Raw genomic sequence first — 24,365 nt, 5'->3', positions numbered from 1 at the left:
TACAAAGAGCAATAAAAAAAGCACCAGTTAAGTTGGTGCTACTAAATATTATTTCACCAAAATAAGATTTAACTAGGATAACTTCTCGGCTTTTCAATAAAAATGTGTATAATAATAAGGACTAATAAAAAATAAAGGATGATACCCTTGAACATTACTGGCCATACAGTAGAAAAACTAGAAGATCCATTCGGCTTATTATCTGGGGATCGCTACGAATTTTTCCTAGATTTAGATATTGATGAAGAGGATGAACTCTTTTCAGAAAAAGGTGTAGGTTTAAAGGTCATTTTCGTTGTGGATCAAAATGAATCAAAGCTTTCTACCTATCATTTTTTCGAAAAAGGAAGCGAAAAGGTGATGGACTTTGCCCTTGAGGAAGATGAGGAAGAGCTGGTTTTTACATATTGTAAAGAAAATGCTATTGAATAATAAAAAGCAGGGTATCAATTTACCCTGCTTTAAATCTGTTTACATAAAATTCTTACTATGATTATGAATGACCTGAAGCTCTTTTGTTGTTTGCTTCATTTCACTTTTGCATATTGGACAACGGGGCTCTTCACTGCTTTTAAAATTGTCGCGAATCCAGCATTTACAATCCTCTGAACTACAAACCCAAATTTTTGTTTCCTCTAATTTGATTTCTTCGTCATTTCTTCTACCAAATGCCACAACTTTCACCCCTTGTTTTTAGTACTTTAAAAAAGTGAATATAGATAAAAAGGTGATGCCCTAACAGTGCATCACCCTTTTAATTAACAAAATTAAGCTTTTTGAACGTTAGCAGCTTGTGGTCCACGAGCGCCTTCAACGATTTCGAAAGAAACTGCTTGGCCTTCTTCTAATGTTTTGAAGCCTTCTGATTGAATAGCTGAGAAGTGAACGAATACGTCTTGACCGCCTTCAGCTTCAATGAAACCGAAACCTTTTTCTGCATTAAACCATTTTACTTTACCGTTTTTCATGGATATTACCCCCAAAAAATTGTTCACTTTAAGTTAATTTTACATTTAAATAAAAAAGACGCAATTGCACTTTTGGGGCAATAGACATCACCCACATCATTCGTGCAGTTACGACTACTTAATCCAATAAATATTTAACGAACATTAAAGCGTAATTTAATATTATACCCAATCCTGTCTTTTGTCAATCAAAATCACCTTTTATTAAAATTACCTTTTAAAAATATTTCTATAAAGTTGGCTGTGAATTTTTGAAAATCCGCATCCAGTCCTATGTTATCAAGGGATTCTAGCGGTTCTTTTTCCGGTCGCGGGCGAAAATCAGCAATACTCTTTCCCTTGGCCGTTCCGAACTCCTCCACTCTTACTCTCCTGGGTATATATTTGACCAGATCGGGTTCCGTTATAGCCATTAAGGGGACGACATCATGAAGCGGAGCCCCTTTAATTCCAGGTACATTTTTTTGATAAGCTTTAAAATAGTAATCAAATGCTGGAACTAATAATGTTCTAAAAGAGGTGGGGCTATTTTCACCTAGAAACTGAATAACTTCGGGAGATATAAGGGCTTTATTGGTAATATTTAAGGGATGTAAGTAAATATTATGTGCTTTTTCCATGACCATATTTGCGGCAATGGGGTCGACAAAAAAATTGGCTTCCGCCTCAGCTGATATATTCCCAGGGACTAAAAAAGCTCCTCCCATAATATAGAAGGCTGATACATCCTTTAACGCCTGGTTCCCATATAGAATAAACATTAATGCCAATTCAGTTAATCTTCCGACCGATACAATAATAATATTGCATTTATATTGATTAACAATTTCTAGGATTTTATTAATATCATATACCTTTACATTTTTGATAGTATCAGGAGGTTTAATCGGGCCTAATCCTTCCGGGCCATGGATTTCCGGATAATATCGCACTAGTCCTCCAGATAATGGACCCGCAGTACCTGCAATAATAGGAATGTCCTCTCTGCCGCCCAGATTTAATAAATAGGCTGTATTTTTTATCGATTGCTCTTTCGGTGTATTTCCATAGCCGCTTACAATTCCCACCAGATTTATTTTCGGATTTAGTAAGGCGTACATAATCGCAAAGGAATCATCGATGCCTGGGTCGGCAATCATCAGGACATTATAGGCCATTACCCACTCCCCCGATTTCATAGTTAAACTAATACATATAAAAAGTATGCTGTTTATCTATATGTAAGAACGGAATGAAAAAAGCCGACTCGAAAAATTCGAATCGGGCAACTGCCATATCTTATGCTTGTTTCTTTATTTTTACTGTTGTTTTCTTCTTTGGAACAGCTGCTTTATTTGGCTTCGTTCGATCAATAGATGCTTGCAAAGCTGCCATTAAATCAGTCACATTGGAAGGAGCTTCCTTCGCTGCTGCTGTAACTGTTTCTTTTCCGTTCCGTTTTGATTCAATTAATTCCAACAATGCTGTTCGGTATTCATCAGTGTATTTTTTAGGTTCAAATTTGGAGGTCAATTGATCAATTAATAAGATCGCCGTATCCAATTCTTTTTTTGTTACCTTATCTTCTGAAGGTACATTTGGTACATCCCCTGCATTACGTACTTCGTCTGGATAATGGATGGTTTCCATCACCAATGTGTTTTCATATACACGGATCACGGCCATTTGTTCTTTTGAACGAATAATAATTTTGGCAAGACCCACTTTCTGTGATTCCTGAAGCGCTTTTCGCAGCAAAGAATAAGCTTTGCCTCCCCCTTCATTCGGGGACATATAATAACTTCTATCAAAATAAATCGGGTCAATCTCTTCCATGCTGACAAAATCAATAATTTCCACTGCTTTATCTTCGTTTTCCTTGCGCAGTTTCTCGAGGTCATCATGATCAAGTACAATAAACTTTCCTTTTGTATATTCATATGCCTTGACAATATCTTCTGGTTTTACTTCCTCCTCACATACTGTACAAATCTTTTCATACTTAATCGGGGCGTGACATTTATTATGAAGGGTCCGAAGCTTAATATCTTTATCCTCTGTAGCTGTATGAAGCTTGATGGGAATGTTGACAAGCCCAAAACTGATACTACCCTTCCACATAGTATGCATAACTAATTCTCCATTCTTTTTATTTTTATTGTTCGTTACCACAGGTTAAACATTCCCTAAAACAATTGGAAATGGATGAAGTCAAAAATTTAATAGCAAACTAAATAGAAAACGAAAGGAACGTTCAAATGAAACCTATGCTGCCAAGTTTGACCTTTGAGCTGCCCAATCAATTGGATTGGCTTTATGAGGTTAAATATGATGGGTTCCGGGCTATTTTGGAATGGACTTCAAGCGGGATTCAATTAATAAGCCGAAACGGAAAATCCTTATTGCCCCAATTCCCAGAAATAGAGGATTTTTTGCTTCAATATGAAAAACAATTCCAGCCCTTTTTACCGCTTCAGCTTGACGGTGAGCTGGTTTGGCTTGAAACTCCCTACAAAGCAAATTTTGCCGCCATTCAAGTTCGCGGCCGCTTAAAATCAGCCAATAAAATTACGGAACAGGCTGAATCTTCCCCCTGCCGCCTAATGGTTTTTGATTTGCTTTTATTAAAAGGCAAATCACTTTATGCAACTGCCTTTTTTAAACGGAAAGAAGAGCTTATGAAATTATTTCAAACAATGGGTCTTGCTCATGAACCTGATCTGCAAAATGACTCGCTTCTCCAGCCGGTCATTGCTCATCAGGATTTTGATAAATTATGGGAAAAAGTTATTTTATATGATGGGGAAGGGATTGTTGCCAAACAAAAAAACAGTTTTTGGGAGGAAGGGAAACGTTCCTTACAATGGTTAAAATACAAGAATTGGAAATATGTCACTTGTTTTATAACCTCTTATGAAAAAACAAATGGGTACTTTTATGTTGGCGTTTATAAGGATAAAGAAGTTGTAGCGATCGGCCAGGTTCTGTTTGGGTTTAAACCTGAAGAAAAACAGGCACTACAGCAAACCATAAAACAAAATATGATTCGTGATGATGGGCAATTTATCCATGTAGAACCCGCCATTTGTATTGAGGTGAAATACTTAGAATTATATGAAAACCAATTGCGTGAGCCCCACTTTGACTGTTTTCGCTTTGATGTTGAACCGGAGCAGTGTTCCTATGGAAAGTTTATGTTTGGCCAAAAAAACTTACCAAATAACATGGAAATTACTCATCCTGAAAAGCCCTTATGGGATAAACTCGAAATTCGGAAAGCTGATTATATTCTTTATTTACGTGAGGTTTCACCTTATATGCTCCCATTTTTACATAACCGTTTGTTAACGGTAATCCGCTATCCACATGGTATGTTTGGAGAAGCCTTTTATCAAAAAAACTGCCCTGAGTATGCTCCTGAATTTGTTCAAACACATTTAACAGATGGAATCGACTATATTCTTTGCAATAATCTTAAAACCTTGATATGGCTTGGAAATCAAATAGCGATTGAATTTCATGTTCCCTTTCAAACGATAAACAGCAAGGGCCCCAGTGAAATTGTTTTCGATTTGGATCCACCTTCTCAGGATGAATTTCATTTGGCAATTAGAGCGGCTTTATTTATCAAAGAAGTACTCGATCAGTTAAATTTGATCGGTTTTATCAAAACGTCTGGCAACAAGGGGCTGCAAATATACCTGCCATTGCCTGAAGGGGAGTTTACTTATGAGGACACAAGGCTGTTTACCAGCTTTATTGCTGAATATTTAATCTCAAAGGCCCCTGATTCTTTTACGATTGAAAGGCTGAAAAAAAATCGAGGAAATCGGTTATACGTTGATTATGTTCAACATGGGGAGGGCAAAACCATTGTTGCCCCCTATTCAATGCGGGGAAATCAACACGCCGGAGTGGCGACACCTCTTTATTGGGAAGAAGTAGATGAAAAACTCGATCCAAAAAGCTTTACTATGCAAAATGCCCTTGCCCGAATTCGTAAACAAATCGACCCATTCAAGAATTATCAGCAAACGAAGACTATTCAGCCCTTTGGCCCAGTTCTGGAAATTTTAAAAAAAGGAACAGCAAAAAAAGGATAAGGTGATTCCCTTATCCTTTTAGTGTTTCGTGTATAAATTGCTGTGCATCAGCTTGCAGCATCTGGTATGCATTTTGCTCCGTTAAGTCGTTTCTTGAAGTTATTGAATATGACTCTTTATCCAGATCAGCCTTGACTGTACCCGTAAATAGGTATGTTGCATTGCCAATTAAGTCAATGGAGTAGGTTCCCTTGTCATGATGGACAATACATTGGACCCGTCCGCCATTATTATAGACCTTAATCGTCTGTTCGAATTCATTTAACCCTTGCAAACAAGTGACTAAAGTGGAAGCAGACATCGCGGTACCGCAAGCATTTGTAAAACCAACCCCCCGTTCAAAGGTACGGACATAAATGGAACCTGTCTCGAGCGGTTTAACAAAACTGACATTGACTCCGTCAGGAAACAATTCATTAGGACCATTTACTTTTTCACTAAGTTCTTTTTGGATATCAAGCTGAAGCTGGTCCTTATCAACGATTGCAATTAAATGTGGATTCGGTACTGCAAGTGCCGTAAACTTTAATTCATTTGAAAGCTCCTCAATTTTTTCGTTCCGTAATGTAGCTTGATTTAAATTTAATGGCAGTGCCGACAATTCAAAAAGGACTGGGGAAATTTCCACTTGATAGGTATGAACCTCCGGAACCAAGTCCTTTTGTTTACTTACCTTTAAATCTACTTTCATTGTTTCAACGACCGCTTCATTTAGCCCCTTTAGTTCACAAATGTATCGGGCTACAAGACGAAGCCCATTTCCACACATAGATGCTTCAGAACCATCCGCATTGAAGACCCGCATTCTCCCATCAGCATGGTCACTTTTCATCACAAAAAGGATTCCATCTGCACCTAATTCTGATTCCCGATTACACAATAACCGCGCAAGATTCGCCCTCTCTTCTTCCGAGAATGTATAGTTATTGGTTATTTCATCGATAATGAGAAAATCATTCCCAGATCCATGCCCCTTGATAAAGTTAATTTCCAAATTCATTACCCCCACAATAGCATTTTATTGTATCATATCATCTTTCGACAAAGAATACATGAATTAAAAATGCCATCCCCAGAAGCTTGTCCCTTTCGGATTTAAGGTCACTTAAGGTAAGCACAGGGGTATTAGGATTTGGAAACAATGGACTCCATTCAAAGGGCATCCAGCCCCTTCTAAGACGCCCTAATTGTTTATTATTATTATTAATAACTTCTTCATCCATAAAAACAGAAGAGCCTTTCACAGCGCCAATCATTCTGCCTGATTTGTCGAGCAATACTTTCTTTCCTTTCCTCCATAGCTGTTTCTTAATTTCGAGGCAGCCTAGGTGGTTTTGGTATTGGTCGTACACATTTATCGTAATCAGCATTCTTCTTTTAACCTGATAAATACCAATTACTTCCTCATTTGCATTATAGAGAGCATAATTCTGCCGCCTGTATTTTTTAATTCTGCCCGCTAAATGACCATTCGGAAAATAGAGTTGTAATTCAGAAAATTGCGTATTCATAAAAAGCACCAATAATTCACTTGCTTCAAATAAGGAATAGGTAGTGCTTTTAGAGTTAGACATGTTCCGAGCAATGGCAATCGACTGATGAATTTTATAAAGATAGAACTGAAAACTAAATAAACTATAAATAATAAATGGAAGGGTTAATAGCATTATCTGCTGATTTTTAACAAAAGAAATATTTCCGAAAACAATTAAGCTGGCGGGTAACAGAGCTGCAATACTACCATTTAAGTGGATTTTGGCGGCATCACGGTAATATTCGTATATTTTCATTTTGAAAACCCCTTATCGATTCCTAATTCTAGTTTATTTATCTACTATTAAAAAAATGATAGGAGATTTTCGATTTTAATAGATTAAGGCTATTTTCGCATAAATTGTTGTTTTTCGTATAAGTTTATCAACCCGTATAACTAGTAGCTTCGAGGCATCTTTTCGTAAGAACATTTGCGAAAATTGCCCAGAAACTTAGTAAATGAACCTTATTAAGTTCCAAAAGCAACAAAGTTTACGAAAAGAGCCTAAATAAAAAAGAAGAGTCCGATTAGGACTCTTCTTTTTTATGGATATATTCTAAGATGGTTTTCATTGATTTTCGAGCATCCTCGTACCCCTGATTATAAAGTTCTTCAAGTTTTCCAGGATTTCGTTCCATCCGGCCAACCTTAAGCGGCTGGGTAGGACGAATAATCAGCACCTTGCCCTTTTTCTCTTCTTCCTCGAGATAGGCAAGCGTTTCATTATAAACTTGATATCGTTCCCTAAGCGATCGTTGCAATCCTTTATACTCAGGATACTTCCGATCAACAAGAAAGTGAAATTTTGAAGGCTTTTTCTGGTAGCCTGAATTTCTAGTTAGAACAACCACATTTTTCAAAAAACCATCCTGCTGTGCTTTTTTGATGGGGATTGGGTCAGTAATGCCACCATCCAATAATAATTTTTCTTTAAATCGTACCTCTGGAGCAATAAAAGGCAGTGAACTTGAGGCACGTAATACCGTTAAAAAGTCCTTCCCGTATTCTTGCTTGTTAAAATAGACAGGCTGGCCAGTCATACATTCTGTTGTACCTACGACAAATTCGGTGGAACTGTTATAGAAGGCTTCATAATCGTATGGGACATGTTGGTTAGGAATCTCATCGAATATAAAATCCATCCCAAAAAATTGACGATTCTTAAAATAATTTTTCCATGAAATATATCTAGGATCAGAAGCATATTCAATCGTTACAGTCTTATTTCTTCCTTTTTGTTTCGACAAATAGGAAGCGGCATTACATGCACCAGCAGATACGCCAATGACATAGGGAAAAAACAGCTCCTGCTCTAAAAAGTATTCAAGGACTCCAGCAGTATAAACTCCACGCATCCCGCCGCCCTCTAATACCAAACCGACTTGATTTATCACACTGCTTCTTCCTTTCATTCATAGCTATAATAATAGTCATTATAAGATATATGCACCTCTTTGCAAAACCAAATGACTCTGCTATGCAGCAAGCTCTTTCTTCCGAAAGACCATAACACTTAATGCCAACAAAATGATGATACAAGCTCCCGCCAACAAACCTGCTGGTAAAAGATACTCCGAAATTCCTTTATCTAACAAAAGTTCATTCGCATAGGACGTTAATTGAGCGGGGCTCCATTCAAGCCGGCTAGATAAAGTGCTTGACACTATACTCACAATAATAACAACAGCTAATGAGCTAAAACCAGCGGTTCCCGACGTTCTAAGCATAGAACTAAAAAATACAGTCACAGTTAATATAAAGGTAAACCACAAGGCATATAAGAAATAGGCTTGCAAAAATTCGCCAAACGAAACCCAATCAAATAATAAACCTGTATAATACCATGTTGCTAGACTACCCATAAAAAAGGAAATCCACATTATCAATACTCCCCCAGCCCATTTAGATGTTATAAAGGAAGTAAATGAAACCGGCTTTACCAAAATCATTGCTGCAACACCGCTTTTTCTTTCCGCAGCGATAATCCCCATGGTTGAAAGGACAATAATTAAAACACCGAGAGTAGTGTATTCCCCCAGTCCTTGCATAATTACTTCACGGGCCGTCGGCGTCGGAATCTTAATGACAGCACCTTCAGGCAAGCCCCCAAGTGAATCAATGATTTGCGGCATGTAATATGTGATTATTGGCTTCTGAACACCAATTAAGATAAAAGTAATTGGCATCCAAATCCATTTAAAGTTTCTCCACATTTCTAACAGCTCTTTTTGCAAAAGCGTCATCCACTGGCTCATTTCCTCACCACCTCCATAAAAACATCTTCTAGTGTCATGCTGCTAAGTTCAAATTTTTCAAGCGGCCACTTTTTCTCTAAAATTTCTTGCAAAAAGATTTGTCTTGCACTCTCAATATCCTTAACGAATACACTGTTCCGTTTGCCATCAATTTCCACTGATTGAGTTAATTCATGATTGGCAAAATAATTTTCAATTTCCTCCGATTTGGTTTTAAAAATTAAGTCAATTTTTGCTTGCTGGTGGCGCTCACGAAGTTCATTCATTGTCCCGGACTCCACGATTTCTCCATTATGTAAGAACAATATCTCGTCACAAACCTCTTCGGCATCATTTAAAATATGGGTAGAGAATAGAATGGTCGTCTCTTTCTTTAACCCCTCTAACAGATCCAATACTTCCCTTCTGCCTAATGGGTCTAGGGCAGATACCGGTTCATCAAGCATAATCAACTCTGGACTGTGGATAAGTGCCTGGGCAATACCTAATCTCTGTTTCATTCCTCCCGAGTATTTTCCAACCCTCCGATTTTTAGCATCTATAATCCCAACAAGCTGCAATAGTTCTATGGCTCGTTCTTTCACCTGTTTGTGCTTTAATCCAGCAAGCTTTCCAGCATAAATTAGGAATTCAAGCCCTGACATCCATTCATAAAAAACAGGAAACTGCGGGAGATAACCTATGAAACGACGAATGTCCTCACCTTTTTTGGCATCGGTAAAAGTTATCGTGCCGGATGTGGGTGTCATCAAACCGGATAGCATTCTTAATGTGGTTGTTTTTCCTGCGCCATTTGGTCCTAAAAGAGCAATACATCTCCCCTTTTCTAAGGAAAAATCAAGCCCTTTAATCACCTCTGTGGTCTGGAAACTCTTTTTTAATCCAGATATTTGAATAAGGGGCATTAGTTATTTCTCCTTCCAATCAAAAAATAAAGGATTGGACCAATAATATTTACAAACAAAATAATGATCACCCAAAGCCATTTAGGACCATTGGTTTTTTCAATCCTTACCAAATCAATAATAGAAACAATTAATAAAATAAGTTGAATAATGACGATTGGCAATAAGATTGGTATATATTGGGCTAAAGCATCCACTTTTATTTCCCCCTTTGTTTTCGATAAATACATTTATATGACGTTTGAACTATAAAAACGTTCAAAAAACCCGGCAAATTTTTTTTGCCGGGTTCACCATTTAAGTTTATTTAAGCAATCTGAAAATTAGCGGGAATTGATATTGATTACCCTCGTACGCTTTCACGGCTGCAATAATCGTGAAAATAAAAGCTGCAATTCCCACTGCCCATAATAAGACTACGCCAATTACAACGAGTACTAAAATTCCGGATATGACCGAGTAAACAAAATAAGAAATAGCAAAATTAAAATATTCTTTCCCATGATAATCGATGAATGAAGATTCATCTTTCTTTATTAACCAAATTATTAAGGGCCCTAAAACCGGAAAAAATAAACTTAACACATATATCCCTGCGGCCAATAACCTTTCTTCACTCTTTACCATTTTATTTCCCCCATTGAAAAGTATTTTTCTCTCTACCTTACTATTTACGCTGTACACTTTTAAAGGTTTCATTAAACAAATCAAATTCCGCTCTTTTTTTGAAAAAGCCGAAAATTCCCTACTTTCCCTTAGGCACACTAGTTGGTAAAATAGATAAAATACTAATATTAAGTTTCAGAAAGGCTAAATTATGACGAACATACTTTTAAAAAATGCAACAATCTATCCGATAACATCAAAACCGATCAAATACGGTGATGTTCTCATAGAAGAAGGGAAAATAAAAAAAGTTGGCAAAAATATTGTTACTAATTCAAACGTTAAAATCATGGACTGTAGTGAGTTATTTCTTTTTCCAGGCTTTATAGATGTTCATACTCATTTAGGACTTTACGATGAAGGTACAGGTTGGGCAGGTAATGATGCCAACGAAACCGCTGAAGCATTAACTCCCCATATCCGTGCAATGGACGGCGTTTATCCATTAGATCCCGCTTTTTCAGACGCTATTAAAAACGGCATCACCACGGTCCATATTATGCCAGGAAGTGCGAATGTAATTGGAGGAACTACTTCCGTCATTAAAACATCTGGGAAAAATATCAAAAAAATGATTGTCCAAGATATTGCCGGATTAAAAATTGCTTTAGGTGAAAATCCAAAAAGAATACACAGCCACGGCAATAGTGACTCCATTACACGAATGGGTATCATGGGGATGCTTAGAGAGGCCTTTTACCAAGCGATTCATACTGATAACCCTGATGACTTACGGATCAGTCCATTAATCATGGCATTAAAAAGGGAGATTCCAGTTCGAATACATGCTCACCGTGCAGATGATATTATCACAGCGTTACGATTTGCAGAAGAATTTAATCTGGACTTAAGAATTGAACATTGTACCGAGGGACATTTAATAGCAGAAGAACTTGCAGGAATTGGTTTAAAAGTGTCTGTAGGTCCAACCCTGACAAGAAGGTCAAAAGTCGAATTAAAGAACAAAACCTGGAAAACTTATCAAGAATTGACTAATCATGGTGTTGAAGTATCGATAACGACTGATCATCCCTATACACCAATCCAGTACTTAAATATATGTGCTGGTATCGCCACACGCGAAGGGTTACCCGAGCAAAAAGCACTTGAAGGTATTACGATTAATCCGGCAAAAAATTTAAGAATAGATCAGCATGTTGGCAGTATTGAAGTGGGCAAGGATGCTGATTTGGTGTTATGGAGCCATCATCCTTTCCATTACTTAGCAAAGCCAAAATGGACAATGATTGCAGGTGAAATGATTTATTCAGACCTGTAGAAGATTGTAGAAAATTGGAATAAAATCTTGTTAAAAATGTGCTAAAAACCTATTTATTTTTTTGATTATTTTTAGTATCATACACTAAGAAAGTCTGTTTAAGTCCTGAATAATTTGGAGGTTTATGGACAGTCCGGTTTAACAAAAAAAATGATATAGGGAAGGCAAATGGTGCGCCACCAGTTTTTCTGGTTCTAGTGGGTTCGATTCCCACCCCGAAATTTTTTACGCAACTTTATAAAAAATTTCGAGGGTGGGCCGCTTCTTTTGACATGGGATCGGTATGCCCTAATGGAGGGATAATCATGCTAAAGAAACGTGATCTACATGACAGCCATACATTATATGAATTAATGACGCATCCAGATGTCTTCCCTTTCGTTCGCCAAAAAGCGGCTTCCTACGATGAATTCTTATTTATCACAAAACAAACGATTGAAGCAGAAGAGCGCGGAGAATTAATTTCCCGGACTATTCTTGATGAGTGGGGTACTCCAATTGGTACTATAAATTTGTTTGATATTGAAGAGAATGCTGGATTTTTGGGAACCTGGCTTGGAAAGCCTTATCATGGTCAAGGCTATAACAGCCCTGCTAAAGAGGCCTTTTTCCAAGAACTCTTTTATGAGTTAGGTATTGAAACTGTTTTTATGCGGATTCGAAAAATTAATATTAGGTCTATTAAGGCTGCCGAAAAACTTCCTTATGTAATAAAGGCGAATGAATCAAGAAAATCACTTTATGATCAATTGAATGCTAATGAGGAAGTATATGATTTATATGAAATTCCAAAAGACTTGTATACGCTGCATTTTCTTCGAAACGGATCTTCTCAAGACGATTCTTCACATTTATTGGAAGCATAATAGCAATCGGTTAACACCGATTGCTTTTTTATTTGTATAAAAACCAGATCGTTGATTTCCGCTTCAGGCGCTTCGCTTTCCGCGGGCAGTCCGGGGAGTCTCCTCGGCGCTAATGCGCCTGCGGGGTCTCCCCTGCCCTGTACTCCCGCAGGAGTCTCGCGCCTTACGCTCCAATCAACTTAGTTATTATTTCAATAAAAAAGACCAAGACGTAATATACGCCCTAGTCATTCATTTTAGTAATAAAGTTATAATATTAATCCGTTACATTTTGTTCCAGCGATTCATTTACCTCGCTAAGACCCATTTGGAGCAAAAATTCTTCTAATTCCTCATTGGTTAATGTTTCAAAACGGCCATCATGAAAAAATATTTGAGTTTGATTTGGATTAATTCTATTGATATTAAAACTCATTTTCTTTGCTCCTTTCATCGATGATTATTTCCTATTATCCACAAAATAACCGTTTTTCATTCCAAAAGATTAAATGCTTTAACAATTAAAAAAAGACCTGAATTTAAACAGGTCCTAGATCTTATGTATTTTGCCGAGGACGTCTATCCCCCCGGTAACTGGTATGATGCTTCCTGTAATAAAATCAGACTCTTCATCAGCGAGAAAGGCTATGACTCTTGCGATATCTTCTCCTGTTCCCTGCCTTTTACCAGTATTTTGTTCGGCAGACGACACCGCTTCCTCTATTTTCTTTTCCTTCCATTCGTTAATGATATCTCCTGGACTAACCATATTGGCCGTTATTCCATTTTCCGCTTCTTCAATTGCGATCGTTCTCGTTAGTGAGGCTAAACCTGCCTTTGCAGCTGCAAATGCGGAACGATACACCCAGCCTGGTGCGGTTTCGACACGGTCAAACCCGAGCGTAATAATCCTTCCCCATTTTTGCTGTCTCATACCTGGAATGAACAGCTTTGATAAATAAAAAACAGCACTCAAATTACCTTGCAGCAGGTAGTTCCATTCCTCGAAAGTATATTCGGTCATTTTCTTTCTCTCATGAATATACGGCCCCGCATTATGAACAATCATCTCCACAGTTCCATATTCAGTAAGAATTTGATTAACCATTCGGATGCAATCTTCCTTATTTGCAACATCCCCTTGAACTGCGATGTTTTTCGTACCAAACTTTTCGGTTAAACTTTGTGCTAACAGAACAGCTTTTGATTCACTTGTACGATAATTAATCACAACCTGATATCCTTTTTCTGCAAGCTTATAAGCGGTCATTTTTCCGATGCCAGATGCTCCGCCTGTAATCAAAGCCGTTTTTATTTTCACGACCATTACCTCACTATAAAAAAAATTTCTCTCTTTACTATATGTTAAAAAGATTCATTTATATATGCAAATTTTAAACAAATGTACCCTTAAACAATCAGCACAAGTTTTAATAACGGATGGGCGAGAGTTTGCATAGTATGAGTGTGAGATATCAATAAAAAGGATGTGACAGGATGCAGACTGTAATCAACATTTTCAGCTTGAAAATTAACAGTGTCTCTAACAACGGGTCTGTCAACATCGGTGAATCCCTTCATAATGCCCATACTGCCAATACAAAAGCACAGGGTCAAAATACTGCTTATGGTGATTTTGCACCGCCGAACGCCGCAATGGAAAACGTCTTTATTGATCCTGATGTCAATGATATGGGAGATATCGCAAATCCGTCGAACGTCTTTAGCAATCCGAGATAAAGGACTGAAAAAAATGCCCTTTCAAATAAATGTTTTCAATATTAAAACAAATTCAATTTCTAATAACGCCAATATTTCTCTGGGACCTGCCGTCCAAAACAGCCATACAGCCAACCAAAAGTGGATTGGTGCGAATTTAGCACTGGGAGACTTCTCACCCTCAAGTTCCGTTTCCTTTAATGGATTCGTCGATCCTGACGTAAGTGATCAAGATCAAATCGCGAACCCTTCCTTCCCAATGTCGGCTCAATTCTAGACTTTAGAGAGGATGAACAAAGATGTTTCCTTGGAATATGTTCCCTTTTAATAAGAATATGAAGGATAACATGAAAAATATGAAGCCTGAAGAAATTGAAAATTTTGTCCAGGATTTAATGCGAAAAATCATGCCCCAAAACATGATGGGAATGATGAATCCTCAGGACCTAATGAACGGTTTTCAATCTTCCGTTTCACAGCAACCGCAAATGACAGGAGTGTTAAATTCTACTGCGTTTGAAACACATGATTTTGTTTTTGTGAGAATTCCGCTTAAAAGTGAAGAGTGGCTCAAACAACTCCGCATTTATCACACTTCTAACAAATTGATTATTGAACATATTCCTGAGCAGGAAGATAAACATACCATAACCTTGCCGGCAATTGTTCGAAAGAAAGGGGCAGCAGCCAATTATAAGGATGGAGTCCTTGAGATTAAAATTCCTAAAAATATTGATATGCAATATTCACAAATCGACGTAACAGAAATCTTGTAGCCGTCGATTTTTTTTGCATGTTTTTGACATGGAAAAATAAGATGAGAATAGGGATGATTAAAAATGGGGTGGTATGATGGAAGTTGATAAATTAAAAAAATGGTTAGATGTGGCACAGCAATTTCAATCCGAGAAATTTTGGAATCAAATTTTTAATGAAAATAATAATAGACCCTCTTCAACTAACAATCTTTCCTTAAATCCCCTATCAGCCATGAATGAATTTTTCCCAAAATGTGATTTATATGAAACGGAAAGTGACCTTATTGTCGAAGCCGAAATACCAGGCTTAGACAGGGAACACCTCCAAATCTCTGTGCAGCAGCAGGTCTTGACAATCAAGGGAGAATTTAAAACCTTACAGCAAAATCGAAAATATTATTTGAAGGAACGTGTAAGCCGTTCATTCAAAAAGGAATTAATCTTACCATATCCGATATTCGTTCATCAGATAAAATCTGAACTTCGCAATGGTGTGTTAACCTTAACCATGCCTATGAACCGTGAGGAAGTCGAGGATATCCCTATCACCTTTGATCAATCCAATCCTGAATAGAGGGCTATTATGCGATTTCTATTTCGCTTTTTTATTTCCAAAAAAGCTTTTTCACAAAAAATCAAGGAATTAGAAAAAAAGATTTCCATCCTGGAAGCCAATTTGAATGAATCTAAATCTTTCCCTGATGAAACTAACCAAAAAGAAAACCAGCCGACCATTAAAATTGAACACCTTCAGGTTGATAAAATCATTATTGAACATTTAGATTATGCCAATAACTTTGGTCAATTGGGAATTAAAGATTTATCAGGTAAATTAAATATTGGCACAAGCTATGAAGGCGATATTACTAAATTAGTCGATGAAAAAATTGCAGAGAAGCTTTCAAAACAGGCTAAGGTAAACCTAAAAGCTAAAAAAGAAGATTAAGACAGCCATTACGGCTGTCTTTTAATGTCCCTCATTATGCCCCTCCATGTTCATTCCTTCCATGGAATCTTTCGCGTTTGGATCCTCTTTTTCACTAGGAGTTCCGACAACAAATTCTTTTTTAGGCATATTGTGCATATCCCTGGCTGTAACATGTGAAATGATATAGTACGTACCTTCTTGGTCAAACGATTTCTCAAGATGGTAAATGCCGTTCTTCGGGTTTTTAATCGCGATTTTTTGATGCTTTTCATCCTTCGAACGCCAAATCTCAAATATCACTTCATCAGCATCATTAACCGCTTCCTTTCCTTGAGAAACTTTAGCTTCAAAAGTGACAGGCTGATTTAATTTTGCCGGTTCAGGATTGATTGATAAATTCACTTCCACCATTTCTGGCAGATCGGCTGATTGCTCCTGTTCTTTACTGCAGGAAACTGCCACTATCAGGAATAGAATAGAAATAATACCGATTACAAGCTTTTTCATTATAGGTCACTCCTAACTTAATTCTTCCATCAATTCAATATGAAGCGCGATTAACTGTATTTTACCTTCCTCCGCAATTGTAGAATCGATAACTCTCTTAGTGGCGGAGTAGTATTTTTCATACTTGCTTTTCCTTATTCTAGGATGGGAGTTTTCGTCAAATAGCTCCCTTTTAATGGCCTCATGTAATATTTCTTCACTACTTTTTTCCTCTGGTGCTAATAACCGATTGTTCCAAATCGAGCGGTATTGTTCCAATAAAGCGTCAAAATTTATAGGCAAAGATATCCCTCCTCTTTCCTGCCATTGCCATTGTTACATATTTACTATCATTATTGCAAAAAATAGATTTTAACAATATAAAGAAAGGAGAAAACAATGACTACGCCATATAAATGCCCAAATTGCAAAACAAATCGAAGCCGCTTTAATATTATTCAACAAGTCTCTCATTCAGTAAAGCTTGACCCTCATTCTGGTGCGGTTGTCAGGGAATATGGAGATAATGAATTAGAGCCGTTTCACATCCCCTATAACGGACCTGAATATCGGATTCAATGCGCTGCATGCGGTCTGATTGAGGAGGAACGAACCTTTATAAAGTTTGGCGAGCAGCCAATATAAACGAAAAACACCTTATTTTTAAGGTGTTTTTCGTTTATTTTAAGCTGTTTTCTTTTAAAAAGTCCTCAGAATCCACTTTCCAAGCATCTCCTGGGGAAAAGCGAATTAGGTGAATGTTCCCATTGAATGATTGACTTCCCCTATTCTTAATAAACCAATCCACTACGACTGGTACATCTAAACTAATTTCCTCAGTTAAATCCTCTGGAGGCAGCTCCTCCATCCTAGATATTCTAACATTTTCGACTTTGACTAAAATGGGCTTCCACTTAATATTTTGCAGGGAGGCCTCAGCAGTAATCTGTTTATCCTGCTGTTTAAAGCCGGCTATGTAGGCATTTATTACGTCATATGGATTCGCTTTTCCTAAATAATCATCTAGTTTCCCAGATGCCTTCAACACCATGAGCATATGCGATAAATCCATTGAGTTGGTTCGGTGTGTTGTACTGCCATAAAAATGAATACAAAAATGTCCTGGAAAATTATTCTCAAGCGCTCCAGCTCCATGAGGCATTCCGTGCATGGAAGCTCCAATCCATTGGTCTTTATGCATTACGATAATCGCACGCCGTTTCCAGCTCCATTTTCCCCCATAAATTTTCTTCATGATTTTTGTATCATTTGCGGTTAAAGGCTGTACATCAGCGTGATGACTACCTGCCCGGCGCTGTACTTTAAATCGTTTCCCCGTTTCAATGTCCATGACAGTGAATTTGGTATACTTAGGTAAAATATGATTGACTTCATTCCAATTTAACATCTCTATTTTATAGCTAATATCTGTGGAAGCTTGAACACCTTGTCCATGTAGGAGGATGACAATTAATACGAATAATATCGATTCTCTCTTCATGAAATCCCCCCTTAATGTGAATTTTTCTACATTTAAAGAGTTACCTGAAGAAGAAATTATCATTCATGGATTTAACGATTTTTCTTATCATTTTCAAGGATAAAAAGCTGTGTTTGAATTTGTGGCCAATCGATATTCTCACCAATAAATACAAGATTTAACGGTAAATTCATATATTCCTTCATGTACAAGGGCATGCCATAGGAAAATTGAAAAAGAAATGGATGGTCTGAATAATCAAACTTGATATATCCTTTAATTCGATAAACCGAATCAGGCAAACCTTTCAAAAATTCTTCAAATTCAGTCTGTCTTATCGAAGTGGTAAATTGGTAAACAAACGTGGTTAAATTTAACGGAATCTTAAGCGATTCTTTATCGAACGAAACAGTAAGATTTCTAAGTTGGGTTATGGAAACCTGAGAGTAATTCGTCAAGAGACATCTTGCCTTTGGATTGACAGCCTGCATTTCAAAAGTAATATTAGCCTGCTGACCCTCCGTTAGTTCATTCATTTTGTTAATGAGAATGAAATCTGCATGTCTTACTTGTTCAAGGATGAGCTGCTGCAGCTGCGGGCTTAGTGACTTTCGGTTGAGCCATCTCGTACCATCGACAGTAGTAATGATTCCTTTTATGTCAAGCTTATCCGCAAACAACGGAGAAAGGATCGCATCTAAAACCTCTACAGGATGAGCAGCCCCTGTTGTTTCAATATAGATAACCTCAGGTTTCTCATCTAATAACAATCCTTGCAGCTGTGCCTCAAGCTTGTCTTGAATCGAGCAGCAAATACAGCCGCCCAACAATTCCTTCAAGGACACATCATTGTCATCAATGGCATCCGAATCAATGGAGACCTTTCCAAGCTCATTCATCATCACTGCTACTTTTCTTCCAGTTTTCTGTTCCTCCTCAAGCAATCGTTTTAACAACGTTGTTTTTCCACTTCCTAAAAATCCAGATAATATATAAACCTCAGCTTTTTTCATCATAAATTCCCTTCTTACCTTCTAAGATTCTTTTATTATAGCTGAAAAAGCGGATGAAAAAATCACCCGCTTTTAAAAAGGTTAATTGCTTCTTTTAAAAGAACCGGTGCTAATGCAGCTAGTTCTTCAACTGATTTGTCAGCATTATTTAAAAAATTCTCGACCTTTTTATTCGTTACTTCCGATAATCCATCCGAATCTTTTATTTTTTGAATAACGGAATCCATTTCAGATTTGAATCCGTTATGAAAAAACGAGTTTAAAGGACCGTAGCCTAAAAAGGAAAATAAAATTACAGCTATGCATAGCTTTCTCATGGTTCTATTACTTCCTTCCATTCATTTACTGTCCATTTTAGGATAGAACCTTTAGAAATATACTGGAACATTTAAAAAACCCGACTCCTATTGGAGTCGGGTTTTTTAGGCTATTTCATGATGCCTTTTAACACTTCAACTGCCTTTTGCAATTGAGTATCACTCGTTTTGATTTTTTCTCTTAAAAGATCCATTAGCTTCAAGGTAGAGTCACCTTTTAGCACCCCATTTTCTGGGAGTTTCTGTGCTTTTTGGAATGCGATAACAGCTGCTTTCGTTTTTTCATCAAAGAAACCATCCTCGCGACCTGGATCGTACCCAATAGCTTTTAGCATTTTTTGCGCTGTTTGAACCTCAGTTGAAGAAGTAGAAAGCGCTAGCTCTTTATCTGGATTAATGATTGGCAATGTTGCATATTCAGGTAAGGCTACTTCGTAATCTGGTTTAATTCCTTTTTTATGAATCCAATTGCCGTTTGGTGTCAGCCATTTAGCGATGGTGTATTTTAAGTTGGAACCATCCGCAAAATCTGAAGCAGTTTGAACCGTTCCTTTGCCAAATGACTTTTCCCCAACTAATGGAACACCAGCAGATTCTTTTACGGCTGCGGAAAGAATTTCAGATGCACTAGCACTTCCCTTGTCAATCAAGACAACTAAAGGAAGGTTTGGATTACCCTTATTTTCAGAAGGTATTTCGGTAATCTTACCGTTACGGTCTTCTTCTTTAACAATAACTTTTCCCTTTGGCACGAACATACTGGAGATTGTTACAGCTTGATCCAATAATCCTCCAGGATTTTGCCTTAGGTCTAAAACAAGGCCCTTCATACCCTTCTTTTGTAAGTCATTCAATGTTTTAACAAGCTCGTTAGATGTATTGCTTGAGAAACTGGTAATTTGGACTTTGGCAATTTGGTCATCCACCATTTCACCATAAACAGTTTCAATTGGTATCTCATCTCGAACAATAGGTACACTCATTGGAGCACCAGTGCCAGGTCTTTGAATAGATAATTCAACCTTCGTACCCTTTTTACCACGAATCATTGTCACGGCCTGGGTAGAGTTCATACCCTGCAGGCTCTTACCGTCCACTGATAGGATAATGTCATTCGGTTTTAATCCCGCTTTTTCAGCAGGTGATCCTTTGATTGGTGAAACGATTGTAATATGCCCATCTTTTTCTTGAATTTCTGCACCAATACCTTCAAATGACGAGGAAATGCTGCTATGAAAGCTCTTTGCTTCATCTTTACTCATATAATCTGAGTAAGGGTCATCGAGAGCTTCAACCATTCCGTTGATGGCCCCATTGATCAGCTTATTTTGACTTGTTCCCTTATAGTACTTATCTTTCAATGTATCATAAGCTTCATATAGCTTATTAAATTCCTGCCTATCGCTAGCAGCCGGCACTACCTTTTCTTTGCCAAACGAGAAGGCAACAGTTGTAATTCCTGCAGATAGAAAAACGATAAAAAACAAAAGCATAATAAAATGGAATTTCTTGAAACGGATATAACTTGACCTATTTTCCGTCACTTGCTCCTGTTCAACCTTTTCAAGGTCTTTTTTCTCTTCCTCCAAAGCCTTCACCACTTTCATTAACCGTAAAAAATATGAATGTCCAAGTTAAGCATTTTAATTTTAACCCTTAGTGTTTAGAATAACATCTTTTTAATAAAATTAACAAAGAAAAAGTAAAGAAAAAAGAGCAAATGCTTAAAAGCTTAAAAAAGCAGCACCTTCCATAAGGAAGGTGCCATTGACATATTTCATTACGTTAAATCTTTACTCTTTTCAAGCGAAGCGAATTCGTTACTACCGATACTGAACTAAACGCCATCGCAGCACCTGCAACCCACGGAGCTAGCATTCCCATTGCAGCGATCGGAATACCTCCCGTGTTATATACTAAGGCCCAGAAGAGATTTTGGCGGATATTTTTTATTGTCTTTTGGCTTAATGAAATCGCTTTTGGAATCAAGGTTAATTCTCCGCCTAAAATGGTGATATCGGCCGCTTCAATGGCCACATCGGTCCCGGTTCCAATTGCAATTCCAATATCGGCAACGGCAAGGGCAGGCGCGTCATTTATTCCATCACCAACCATCGCAACCTTTCTGCCTTTTAGCTGAAGTTCTTTTACATGATTAGCCTTTTCCTCAGGTAAGACTTCCGCGATTACTTTTTGGATTCCTACCTGTGCAGCAATCGCTTTTGCTGTCCGCTCATTATCACCTGTCAGCATAAAAACCTCAATCCCTAGCTGATGTAATTGATGGACCGCCGTTTTTGCTGTCTCTTTGACAGTATCTGCAACAGCTATGACGCCCATAATGGTGGAATTGATAGCAATAAACATTGCTGTTTTTCCTTCGTTCTCAAACCGATGCAAGTCATGTTCCACCTCTGAATAGGGGATTCTTTTTAGATTCATAAGCTTCCGGGTGCCGATATAAATTTCCTCATAGCCTATTTTCGCTTCAATTCCATAACCTGGAATGGCCGAAAATTTCTTTACTGGTAGAGTACTTGTCCTATTTTCCAATCCAAACTTAACAATCGCCTCTGCAAGTGGATGCTCAGAAGACTTCTCAGCAGAGACCAGATATTGGAGGACTTTTTTTTCATCACGGTAGGCGATAAAATCCGTAACGATTGGTTGTCCCTTTGTAATCGTTCCTGTTTTGTCCAAAACAATCGTGTCAATTTTATGGGCAGCCTCTAAGTGCTCTCCGCCTTTGAAGAGAATACCCACTTCCGCTCCTTTACCAGTTCCAACCATGATGGAAGTCGGAGTTGCCAGCCCTAGTGCACATGGACAGGCAATAACCAGGACAGCGATGGATGTTTCTAATGCGGATGGGATATTCCCGGGATCAATAATCAAATACCAAATAAAAAATGTAACGACTGATATGGTAACCACCACAGGGACAAAGTACCCTGAAATAATATCAGCAATCCGTTGTATTGGTGCCTTATTTCCTTGAGCCTCTTCAACAATTTTGATAATTCCCGCCAGCGCTGTATCCTTTCCCACCTTTACAGCTGTCACTGTGATCGTTCCATTTTTATTTATCGTCGAACCGATCACCGTATCACCAGGGGATTTCTCCACGGGAATTGATTCGCCAGTAATCATTGATTCGTCAACAGAAGTTTTACCTTGGATTACTTTTCCGTCAACCGGAATTTTTTCTCCAGGCCTCACTAATATAAGGTCAGACACCATTACTTCATTTATTGGAATTTTGAATTCGATCCCTTCGCGAAGGACGATGGCTTCCTTTGCCTGCAAGCTAAGCAGTTTGGAGATTGCAACCGTTGTTCTTCCTTTCGCCATTGCTTCAAACAATTTGCCCAGCAGGATTAAGGTGATAAGCACGGCACTAGTTTCAAAATAAAGATGAGGGGAATATTGGTGATTATTTAGCGTTTTTAAACCTTCAAAAAGACTATAAAAATAAGCAGCAGAGGTTCCAAGTGCCACTAAAACATCCATATTCGCACCTTTATTTTTCAATGCATTATAAGCGGCTATATAAAATGGTCCTCCTATATAAAATTGGACTGGAGTTGCCAAAATTAATTGAAACCATGGATTCATCAGAAGGTGTGGCATTGGGAGGTTGAGTTCCACTGGTATATGATCAAGCATTGTATAAAGTAGTGGAAAAGAAAGAATAATAGATAGTATAAGTAATTGTTTCTTATGTTTTATTTCTTCTTCCTTTAACTTCCTTTTTTCCTCTCTTTGCATTTTCTCCTTGGCTCCATAGCCAATTCTTTCAATTCTTGCGATTATGTCATCACTAGTAACAAGCTCAGTCTCATATAAAATAGCGGCACTTTCCATTGCTAAATTAACATTAGCTTCAACACCGTCCATTTTATTTAAAACCTTTTCAATTCTGGTTGAACATGCCGCACAGGTCATCCCTGATATATCTAACTTTAGCTGCTCTTTCACTTTGTTCACCTCAATTAATACAGTACCCTGGCATCCTATGTTTTTCGATGATATTTGTCACTATCACTAGTTTTTGCTTTATATTAAATTCTCCATAAAAACAAAAACCTCCTCCTTTTACGGAAGAGGCGTTTGAATATTATTCTTTAATGGCTGCTTCTAAAGCCACTTCAATCATATCGTTAAAGGTTAATTGTCTTTCTTCAGCAGTTGTTTCTTCTCCTGTTAAAATATGATCACTTACAGTTAAAACAGAAAGTGCTTTACGACCAAATTTAGCTGCTAATGTATACAGTGCGGTTGTCTCCATTTCAATCGCTAAAATTTGATATTTTGCCCATTTTTCCAGTTCAGCATTATCGTTATAGAAGGAGTCAGCGGTAAAAATATTCCCCACTTTTAAATTTAGCCCTTTCTCTAAACCAGCATCATAGGCCTTCTTTAATAAATCAAAGCTTGCACATGGGGCGAAATCAACATGACCAAAGGTTAGACGGTTTATATTGGAATCAGTTGAACTTGTCATAGCAAGAATTACATCACGTACCTTGACATCCTTTTGAATAGCTCCACAGGTTCCAACGCGAATTAAGTTTTGGACATTATAGCTTTGCATCAATTCATTTACATAAATAGATATGGAGGGAACTCCCATCCCAGTTCCTTGAACAGAAATTCTCTTTCCTTTATATGTACCAGTATAGCCAAACATATTTCGAACTTCGTTATAGCATTTTGCATCCTCTAAAAACGTTTCTGCAATATATTTTGCACGAAGCGGATCTCCGGGAAGCAATACCGTTTCCGCAATTTCGTTCTCTTTTGCACCAATATGTACACTCATTCAAAATCCTCCTAACAAAAAGTAGTACAGTATTATTCTGCACCATTGACAATATAACATAAACAATTTTCAATAGAAAAGCTTATTTAGAAGCGGACATGAAATTTTAAAATTGTGGGAAGCTATTTCTAGAATTAAAAGGAGGTTGAGTTTTTTGGGAAAGAAACATCGAAGCCGCGTAAACGGACAAAAGAAAAATAATCATATCCCTGCAGAGGCAATCGTAGCTGAACATGAAGCACATGCAAAGGAACATAATGCCTCAGGCGGCCGCAAAAGCTAAGAAAAAAACCTAAGGATGTTTTCCT

32 protein-coding genes are annotated in these 24,365 nt (G+C 37.6%); 11 read left to right on the top strand and 21 right to left on the bottom strand.

The window, feature by feature from the left end; genetic code table 11:
• Positions 1 to 138 precede the first annotated feature (138 nt).
• Complete coding sequence (locus AC59HZ_RS04050) at positions 139 to 432, top strand: DUF6509 family protein (RefSeq protein WP_496544579.1); 294 nt, start codon at positions 139 to 141, stop codon at positions 430 to 432.
• Between the two features lie 39 nt (positions 433 to 471).
• On the opposite strand, the gene AC59HZ_RS04045 is transcribed toward AC59HZ_RS04050, so the two are convergent.
• From AC59HZ_RS04045 to ku, 4 genes are all read right to left on the bottom strand, one after another.
• A complete protein-coding gene (locus AC59HZ_RS04045) occupies positions 472 to 675 on the bottom strand; it encodes a cold-shock protein (RefSeq protein WP_430061376.1) in 204 nt (67 codons plus the stop codon).
• Positions 676 to 767: 92 nt separating this feature from the next.
• Positions 768 to 968: a cold-shock protein gene (locus AC59HZ_RS04040; RefSeq protein WP_335443164.1), complete on the bottom strand. Its 201-nt coding sequence runs from the start codon at positions 966 to 968 to the stop codon at positions 768 to 770.
• 194 nt (positions 969 to 1,162) lie between these two features.
• The gene (locus AC59HZ_RS04035; protein ID WP_496544578.1) at positions 1,163 to 2,125 is read right to left on the bottom strand and encodes a nucleoside hydrolase; all 963 of its coding nucleotides are present in this window, start codon (positions 2,123 to 2,125) and stop codon (positions 1,163 to 1,165) included.
• 121 nt (positions 2,126 to 2,246) lie between these two features.
• The gene (ku, locus tag AC59HZ_RS04030; protein ID WP_496544577.1) at positions 2,247 to 3,077 is read right to left on the bottom strand and encodes a non-homologous end joining protein Ku; all 831 of its coding nucleotides are present in this window, start codon (positions 3,075 to 3,077) and stop codon (positions 2,247 to 2,249) included.
• A gap of 128 nt (positions 3,078 to 3,205) precedes the next feature.
• Between ku and AC59HZ_RS04025 the strand changes: the two genes are divergently transcribed.
• Complete coding sequence (locus AC59HZ_RS04025) at positions 3,206 to 5,050, top strand: DNA ligase D (protein WP_496544576.1); 1,845 nt, start codon at positions 3,206 to 3,208, stop codon at positions 5,048 to 5,050.
• A 10-nt stretch (positions 5,051 to 5,060) separates the two neighbouring features.
• Here the strand turns inward: AC59HZ_RS04025 and dapF are convergent, their stop codons facing one another.
• The 7 genes from dapF to AC59HZ_RS03990 all read right to left on the bottom strand — a co-directional run bounded on the left by dapF (position 5,061) and on the right by AC59HZ_RS03990 (position 10,371).
• Positions 5,061 to 6,044: a diaminopimelate epimerase gene (dapF, locus tag AC59HZ_RS04020; protein ID WP_496544575.1), complete on the bottom strand. Its 984-nt coding sequence runs from the start codon at positions 6,042 to 6,044 to the stop codon at positions 5,061 to 5,063.
• A gap of 37 nt (positions 6,045 to 6,081) precedes the next feature.
• Positions 6,082 to 6,840, bottom strand: a complete 759-nt coding sequence (locus AC59HZ_RS04015; protein WP_496544574.1) for a hypothetical protein — start codon at positions 6,838 to 6,840, stop codon at positions 6,082 to 6,084.
• Positions 6,841 to 7,111: 271 nt separating this feature from the next.
• Complete coding sequence (locus AC59HZ_RS04010) at positions 7,112 to 7,978, bottom strand: patatin-like phospholipase family protein (RefSeq protein WP_496544573.1); 867 nt, start codon at positions 7,976 to 7,978, stop codon at positions 7,112 to 7,114.
• 81 nt (positions 7,979 to 8,059) lie between these two features.
• Positions 8,060 to 8,839 (bottom strand): ABC transporter permease, encoded by a 780-nt coding sequence (locus tag AC59HZ_RS04005; RefSeq protein WP_496544572.1) that lies wholly within the window; start codon positions 8,837 to 8,839, stop codon positions 8,060 to 8,062.
• Positions 8,836 to 9,744, bottom strand: a complete 909-nt coding sequence (locus AC59HZ_RS04000; RefSeq protein ID WP_496544571.1) for an ABC transporter ATP-binding protein — start codon at positions 9,742 to 9,744, stop codon at positions 8,836 to 8,838. The genes AC59HZ_RS04005 and AC59HZ_RS04000 overlap by 4 nt, the downstream gene beginning before the upstream one ends.
• Positions 9,744 to 9,941: a PLD nuclease N-terminal domain-containing protein gene (locus tag AC59HZ_RS03995; RefSeq protein ID WP_496544570.1), complete on the bottom strand. Its 198-nt coding sequence runs from the start codon at positions 9,939 to 9,941 to the stop codon at positions 9,744 to 9,746. The genes AC59HZ_RS04000 and AC59HZ_RS03995 overlap by 1 nt, the downstream gene beginning before the upstream one ends.
• A gap of 106 nt (positions 9,942 to 10,047) precedes the next feature.
• On the bottom strand, positions 10,048 to 10,371 hold the full coding sequence (locus AC59HZ_RS03990; RefSeq protein ID WP_496544569.1) for a DUF4870 domain-containing protein: 324 nt from the start codon (positions 10,369 to 10,371) through the stop codon (positions 10,048 to 10,050).
• A 190-nt stretch (positions 10,372 to 10,561) separates the two neighbouring features.
• Here AC59HZ_RS03990 and AC59HZ_RS03985 point away from each other — a divergent pair, with 190 nt between their 5' ends.
• Complete coding sequence (locus tag AC59HZ_RS03985; protein ID WP_496544568.1) at positions 10,562 to 11,689, top strand: amidohydrolase; 1,128 nt, start codon at positions 10,562 to 10,564, stop codon at positions 11,687 to 11,689.
• A 305-nt stretch (positions 11,690 to 11,994) separates the two neighbouring features.
• Entirely contained in the window at positions 11,995 to 12,555 is a 561-nt protein-coding gene (locus AC59HZ_RS03980; RefSeq protein ID WP_430061400.1) for a GNAT family N-acetyltransferase, read from the top strand.
• Between the two features lie 256 nt (positions 12,556 to 12,811).
• Here AC59HZ_RS03980 and AC59HZ_RS03975 read toward each other — a convergent pair whose 3' ends face one another.
• Positions 12,812 to 12,970 (bottom strand): hypothetical protein, encoded by a 159-nt coding sequence (locus AC59HZ_RS03975; protein ID WP_430061402.1) that lies wholly within the window; start codon positions 12,968 to 12,970, stop codon positions 12,812 to 12,814.
• Positions 12,971 to 13,084: 114 nt separating this feature from the next.
• A complete protein-coding gene (locus AC59HZ_RS03970) occupies positions 13,085 to 13,855 on the bottom strand; it encodes an SDR family oxidoreductase (RefSeq protein WP_496544659.1) in 771 nt (256 codons plus the stop codon).
• A gap of 176 nt (positions 13,856 to 14,031) precedes the next feature.
• Here AC59HZ_RS03970 and AC59HZ_RS03965 point away from each other — a divergent pair, with 176 nt between their 5' ends.
• From AC59HZ_RS03965 to AC59HZ_RS03945, 5 genes are all read left to right on the top strand, one after another.
• Entirely contained in the window at positions 14,032 to 14,274 is a 243-nt protein-coding gene (locus AC59HZ_RS03965; protein WP_496544567.1) for a spore germination protein, read from the top strand.
• A 13-nt stretch (positions 14,275 to 14,287) separates the two neighbouring features.
• A complete protein-coding gene (locus AC59HZ_RS03960; protein ID WP_496544566.1) occupies positions 14,288 to 14,530 on the top strand; it encodes a spore germination protein in 243 nt (80 codons plus the stop codon).
• A 58-nt stretch (positions 14,531 to 14,588) separates the two neighbouring features.
• A complete protein-coding gene (locus AC59HZ_RS03955; protein ID WP_496544565.1) occupies positions 14,589 to 15,029 on the top strand; it encodes an Hsp20/alpha crystallin family protein in 441 nt (146 codons plus the stop codon).
• Positions 15,030 to 15,102: 73 nt separating this feature from the next.
• Positions 15,103 to 15,585, top strand: a complete 483-nt coding sequence (locus AC59HZ_RS03950) for an Hsp20/alpha crystallin family protein (RefSeq protein ID WP_496544564.1) — start codon at positions 15,103 to 15,105, stop codon at positions 15,583 to 15,585.
• 102 nt (positions 15,586 to 15,687) lie between these two features.
• Positions 15,688 to 15,957 (top strand): hypothetical protein, encoded by a 270-nt coding sequence (locus tag AC59HZ_RS03945; protein ID WP_496544563.1) that lies wholly within the window; start codon positions 15,688 to 15,690, stop codon positions 15,955 to 15,957.
• 21 nt (positions 15,958 to 15,978) lie between these two features.
• Here the strand turns inward: AC59HZ_RS03945 and AC59HZ_RS03940 are convergent, their stop codons facing one another.
• Together AC59HZ_RS03940 and yoyC are read right to left on the bottom strand one after the other, a co-directional pair.
• The gene (locus AC59HZ_RS03940; protein WP_496544562.1) at positions 15,979 to 16,446 is read right to left on the bottom strand and encodes a FixH family protein; all 468 of its coding nucleotides are present in this window, start codon (positions 16,444 to 16,446) and stop codon (positions 15,979 to 15,981) included.
• Between the two features lie 12 nt (positions 16,447 to 16,458).
• Complete coding sequence (gene yoyC, locus AC59HZ_RS03935) at positions 16,459 to 16,728, bottom strand: protein YoyC (protein ID WP_496544561.1); 270 nt, start codon at positions 16,726 to 16,728, stop codon at positions 16,459 to 16,461.
• Between the two features lie 96 nt (positions 16,729 to 16,824).
• Here yoyC and AC59HZ_RS03930 point away from each other — a divergent pair, with 96 nt between their 5' ends.
• Complete coding sequence (locus AC59HZ_RS03930; RefSeq protein WP_496544560.1) at positions 16,825 to 17,070, top strand: DNA alkylation repair protein; 246 nt, start codon at positions 16,825 to 16,827, stop codon at positions 17,068 to 17,070.
• Between the two features lie 34 nt (positions 17,071 to 17,104).
• Here AC59HZ_RS03930 and AC59HZ_RS03925 read toward each other — a convergent pair whose 3' ends face one another.
• The 6 genes from AC59HZ_RS03925 to deoD form a co-directional block, all read right to left on the bottom strand.
• The gene (locus AC59HZ_RS03925) at positions 17,105 to 17,926 is read right to left on the bottom strand and encodes a hypothetical protein (protein WP_496544559.1); all 822 of its coding nucleotides are present in this window, start codon (positions 17,924 to 17,926) and stop codon (positions 17,105 to 17,107) included.
• 71 nt (positions 17,927 to 17,997) lie between these two features.
• On the bottom strand, positions 17,998 to 18,918 hold the full coding sequence (locus AC59HZ_RS03920; protein WP_496544658.1) for a CobW family GTP-binding protein: 921 nt from the start codon (positions 18,916 to 18,918) through the stop codon (positions 17,998 to 18,000).
• A 62-nt stretch (positions 18,919 to 18,980) separates the two neighbouring features.
• Positions 18,981 to 19,235 (bottom strand): hypothetical protein, encoded by a 255-nt coding sequence (locus AC59HZ_RS03915; protein WP_496544558.1) that lies wholly within the window; start codon positions 19,233 to 19,235, stop codon positions 18,981 to 18,983.
• Positions 19,236 to 19,345: 110 nt separating this feature from the next.
• Complete coding sequence (locus tag AC59HZ_RS03910) at positions 19,346 to 20,842, bottom strand: lmo1851 family serine protease (protein WP_496544557.1); 1,497 nt, start codon at positions 20,840 to 20,842, stop codon at positions 19,346 to 19,348.
• Between the two features lie 178 nt (positions 20,843 to 21,020).
• Positions 21,021 to 23,222, bottom strand: coding sequence for a heavy metal translocating P-type ATPase (locus tag AC59HZ_RS03905; protein ID WP_496544556.1), 2,202 nt, complete (start codon positions 23,220 to 23,222; stop codon positions 21,021 to 21,023).
• A gap of 130 nt (positions 23,223 to 23,352) precedes the next feature.
• Positions 23,353 to 24,057, bottom strand: a complete 705-nt coding sequence (deoD, locus tag AC59HZ_RS03900; protein ID WP_496544555.1) for a purine-nucleoside phosphorylase — start codon at positions 24,055 to 24,057, stop codon at positions 23,353 to 23,355.
• 154 nt (positions 24,058 to 24,211) lie between these two features.
• On the opposite strand from deoD, the gene yoyE reads away from it, so the two are divergent.
• The gene (gene yoyE / locus AC59HZ_RS03895) at positions 24,212 to 24,340 is read left to right on the top strand and encodes a protein YoyE (RefSeq protein WP_263297846.1); all 129 of its coding nucleotides are present in this window, start codon (positions 24,212 to 24,214) and stop codon (positions 24,338 to 24,340) included.
• Positions 24,341 to 24,365 lie beyond the last annotated feature (25 nt).

The organism is Neobacillus sp. DZ-9, from assembly GCF_059587065.1.
This window is presented reverse-complemented; position numbering and strand designations above follow the sequence as displayed.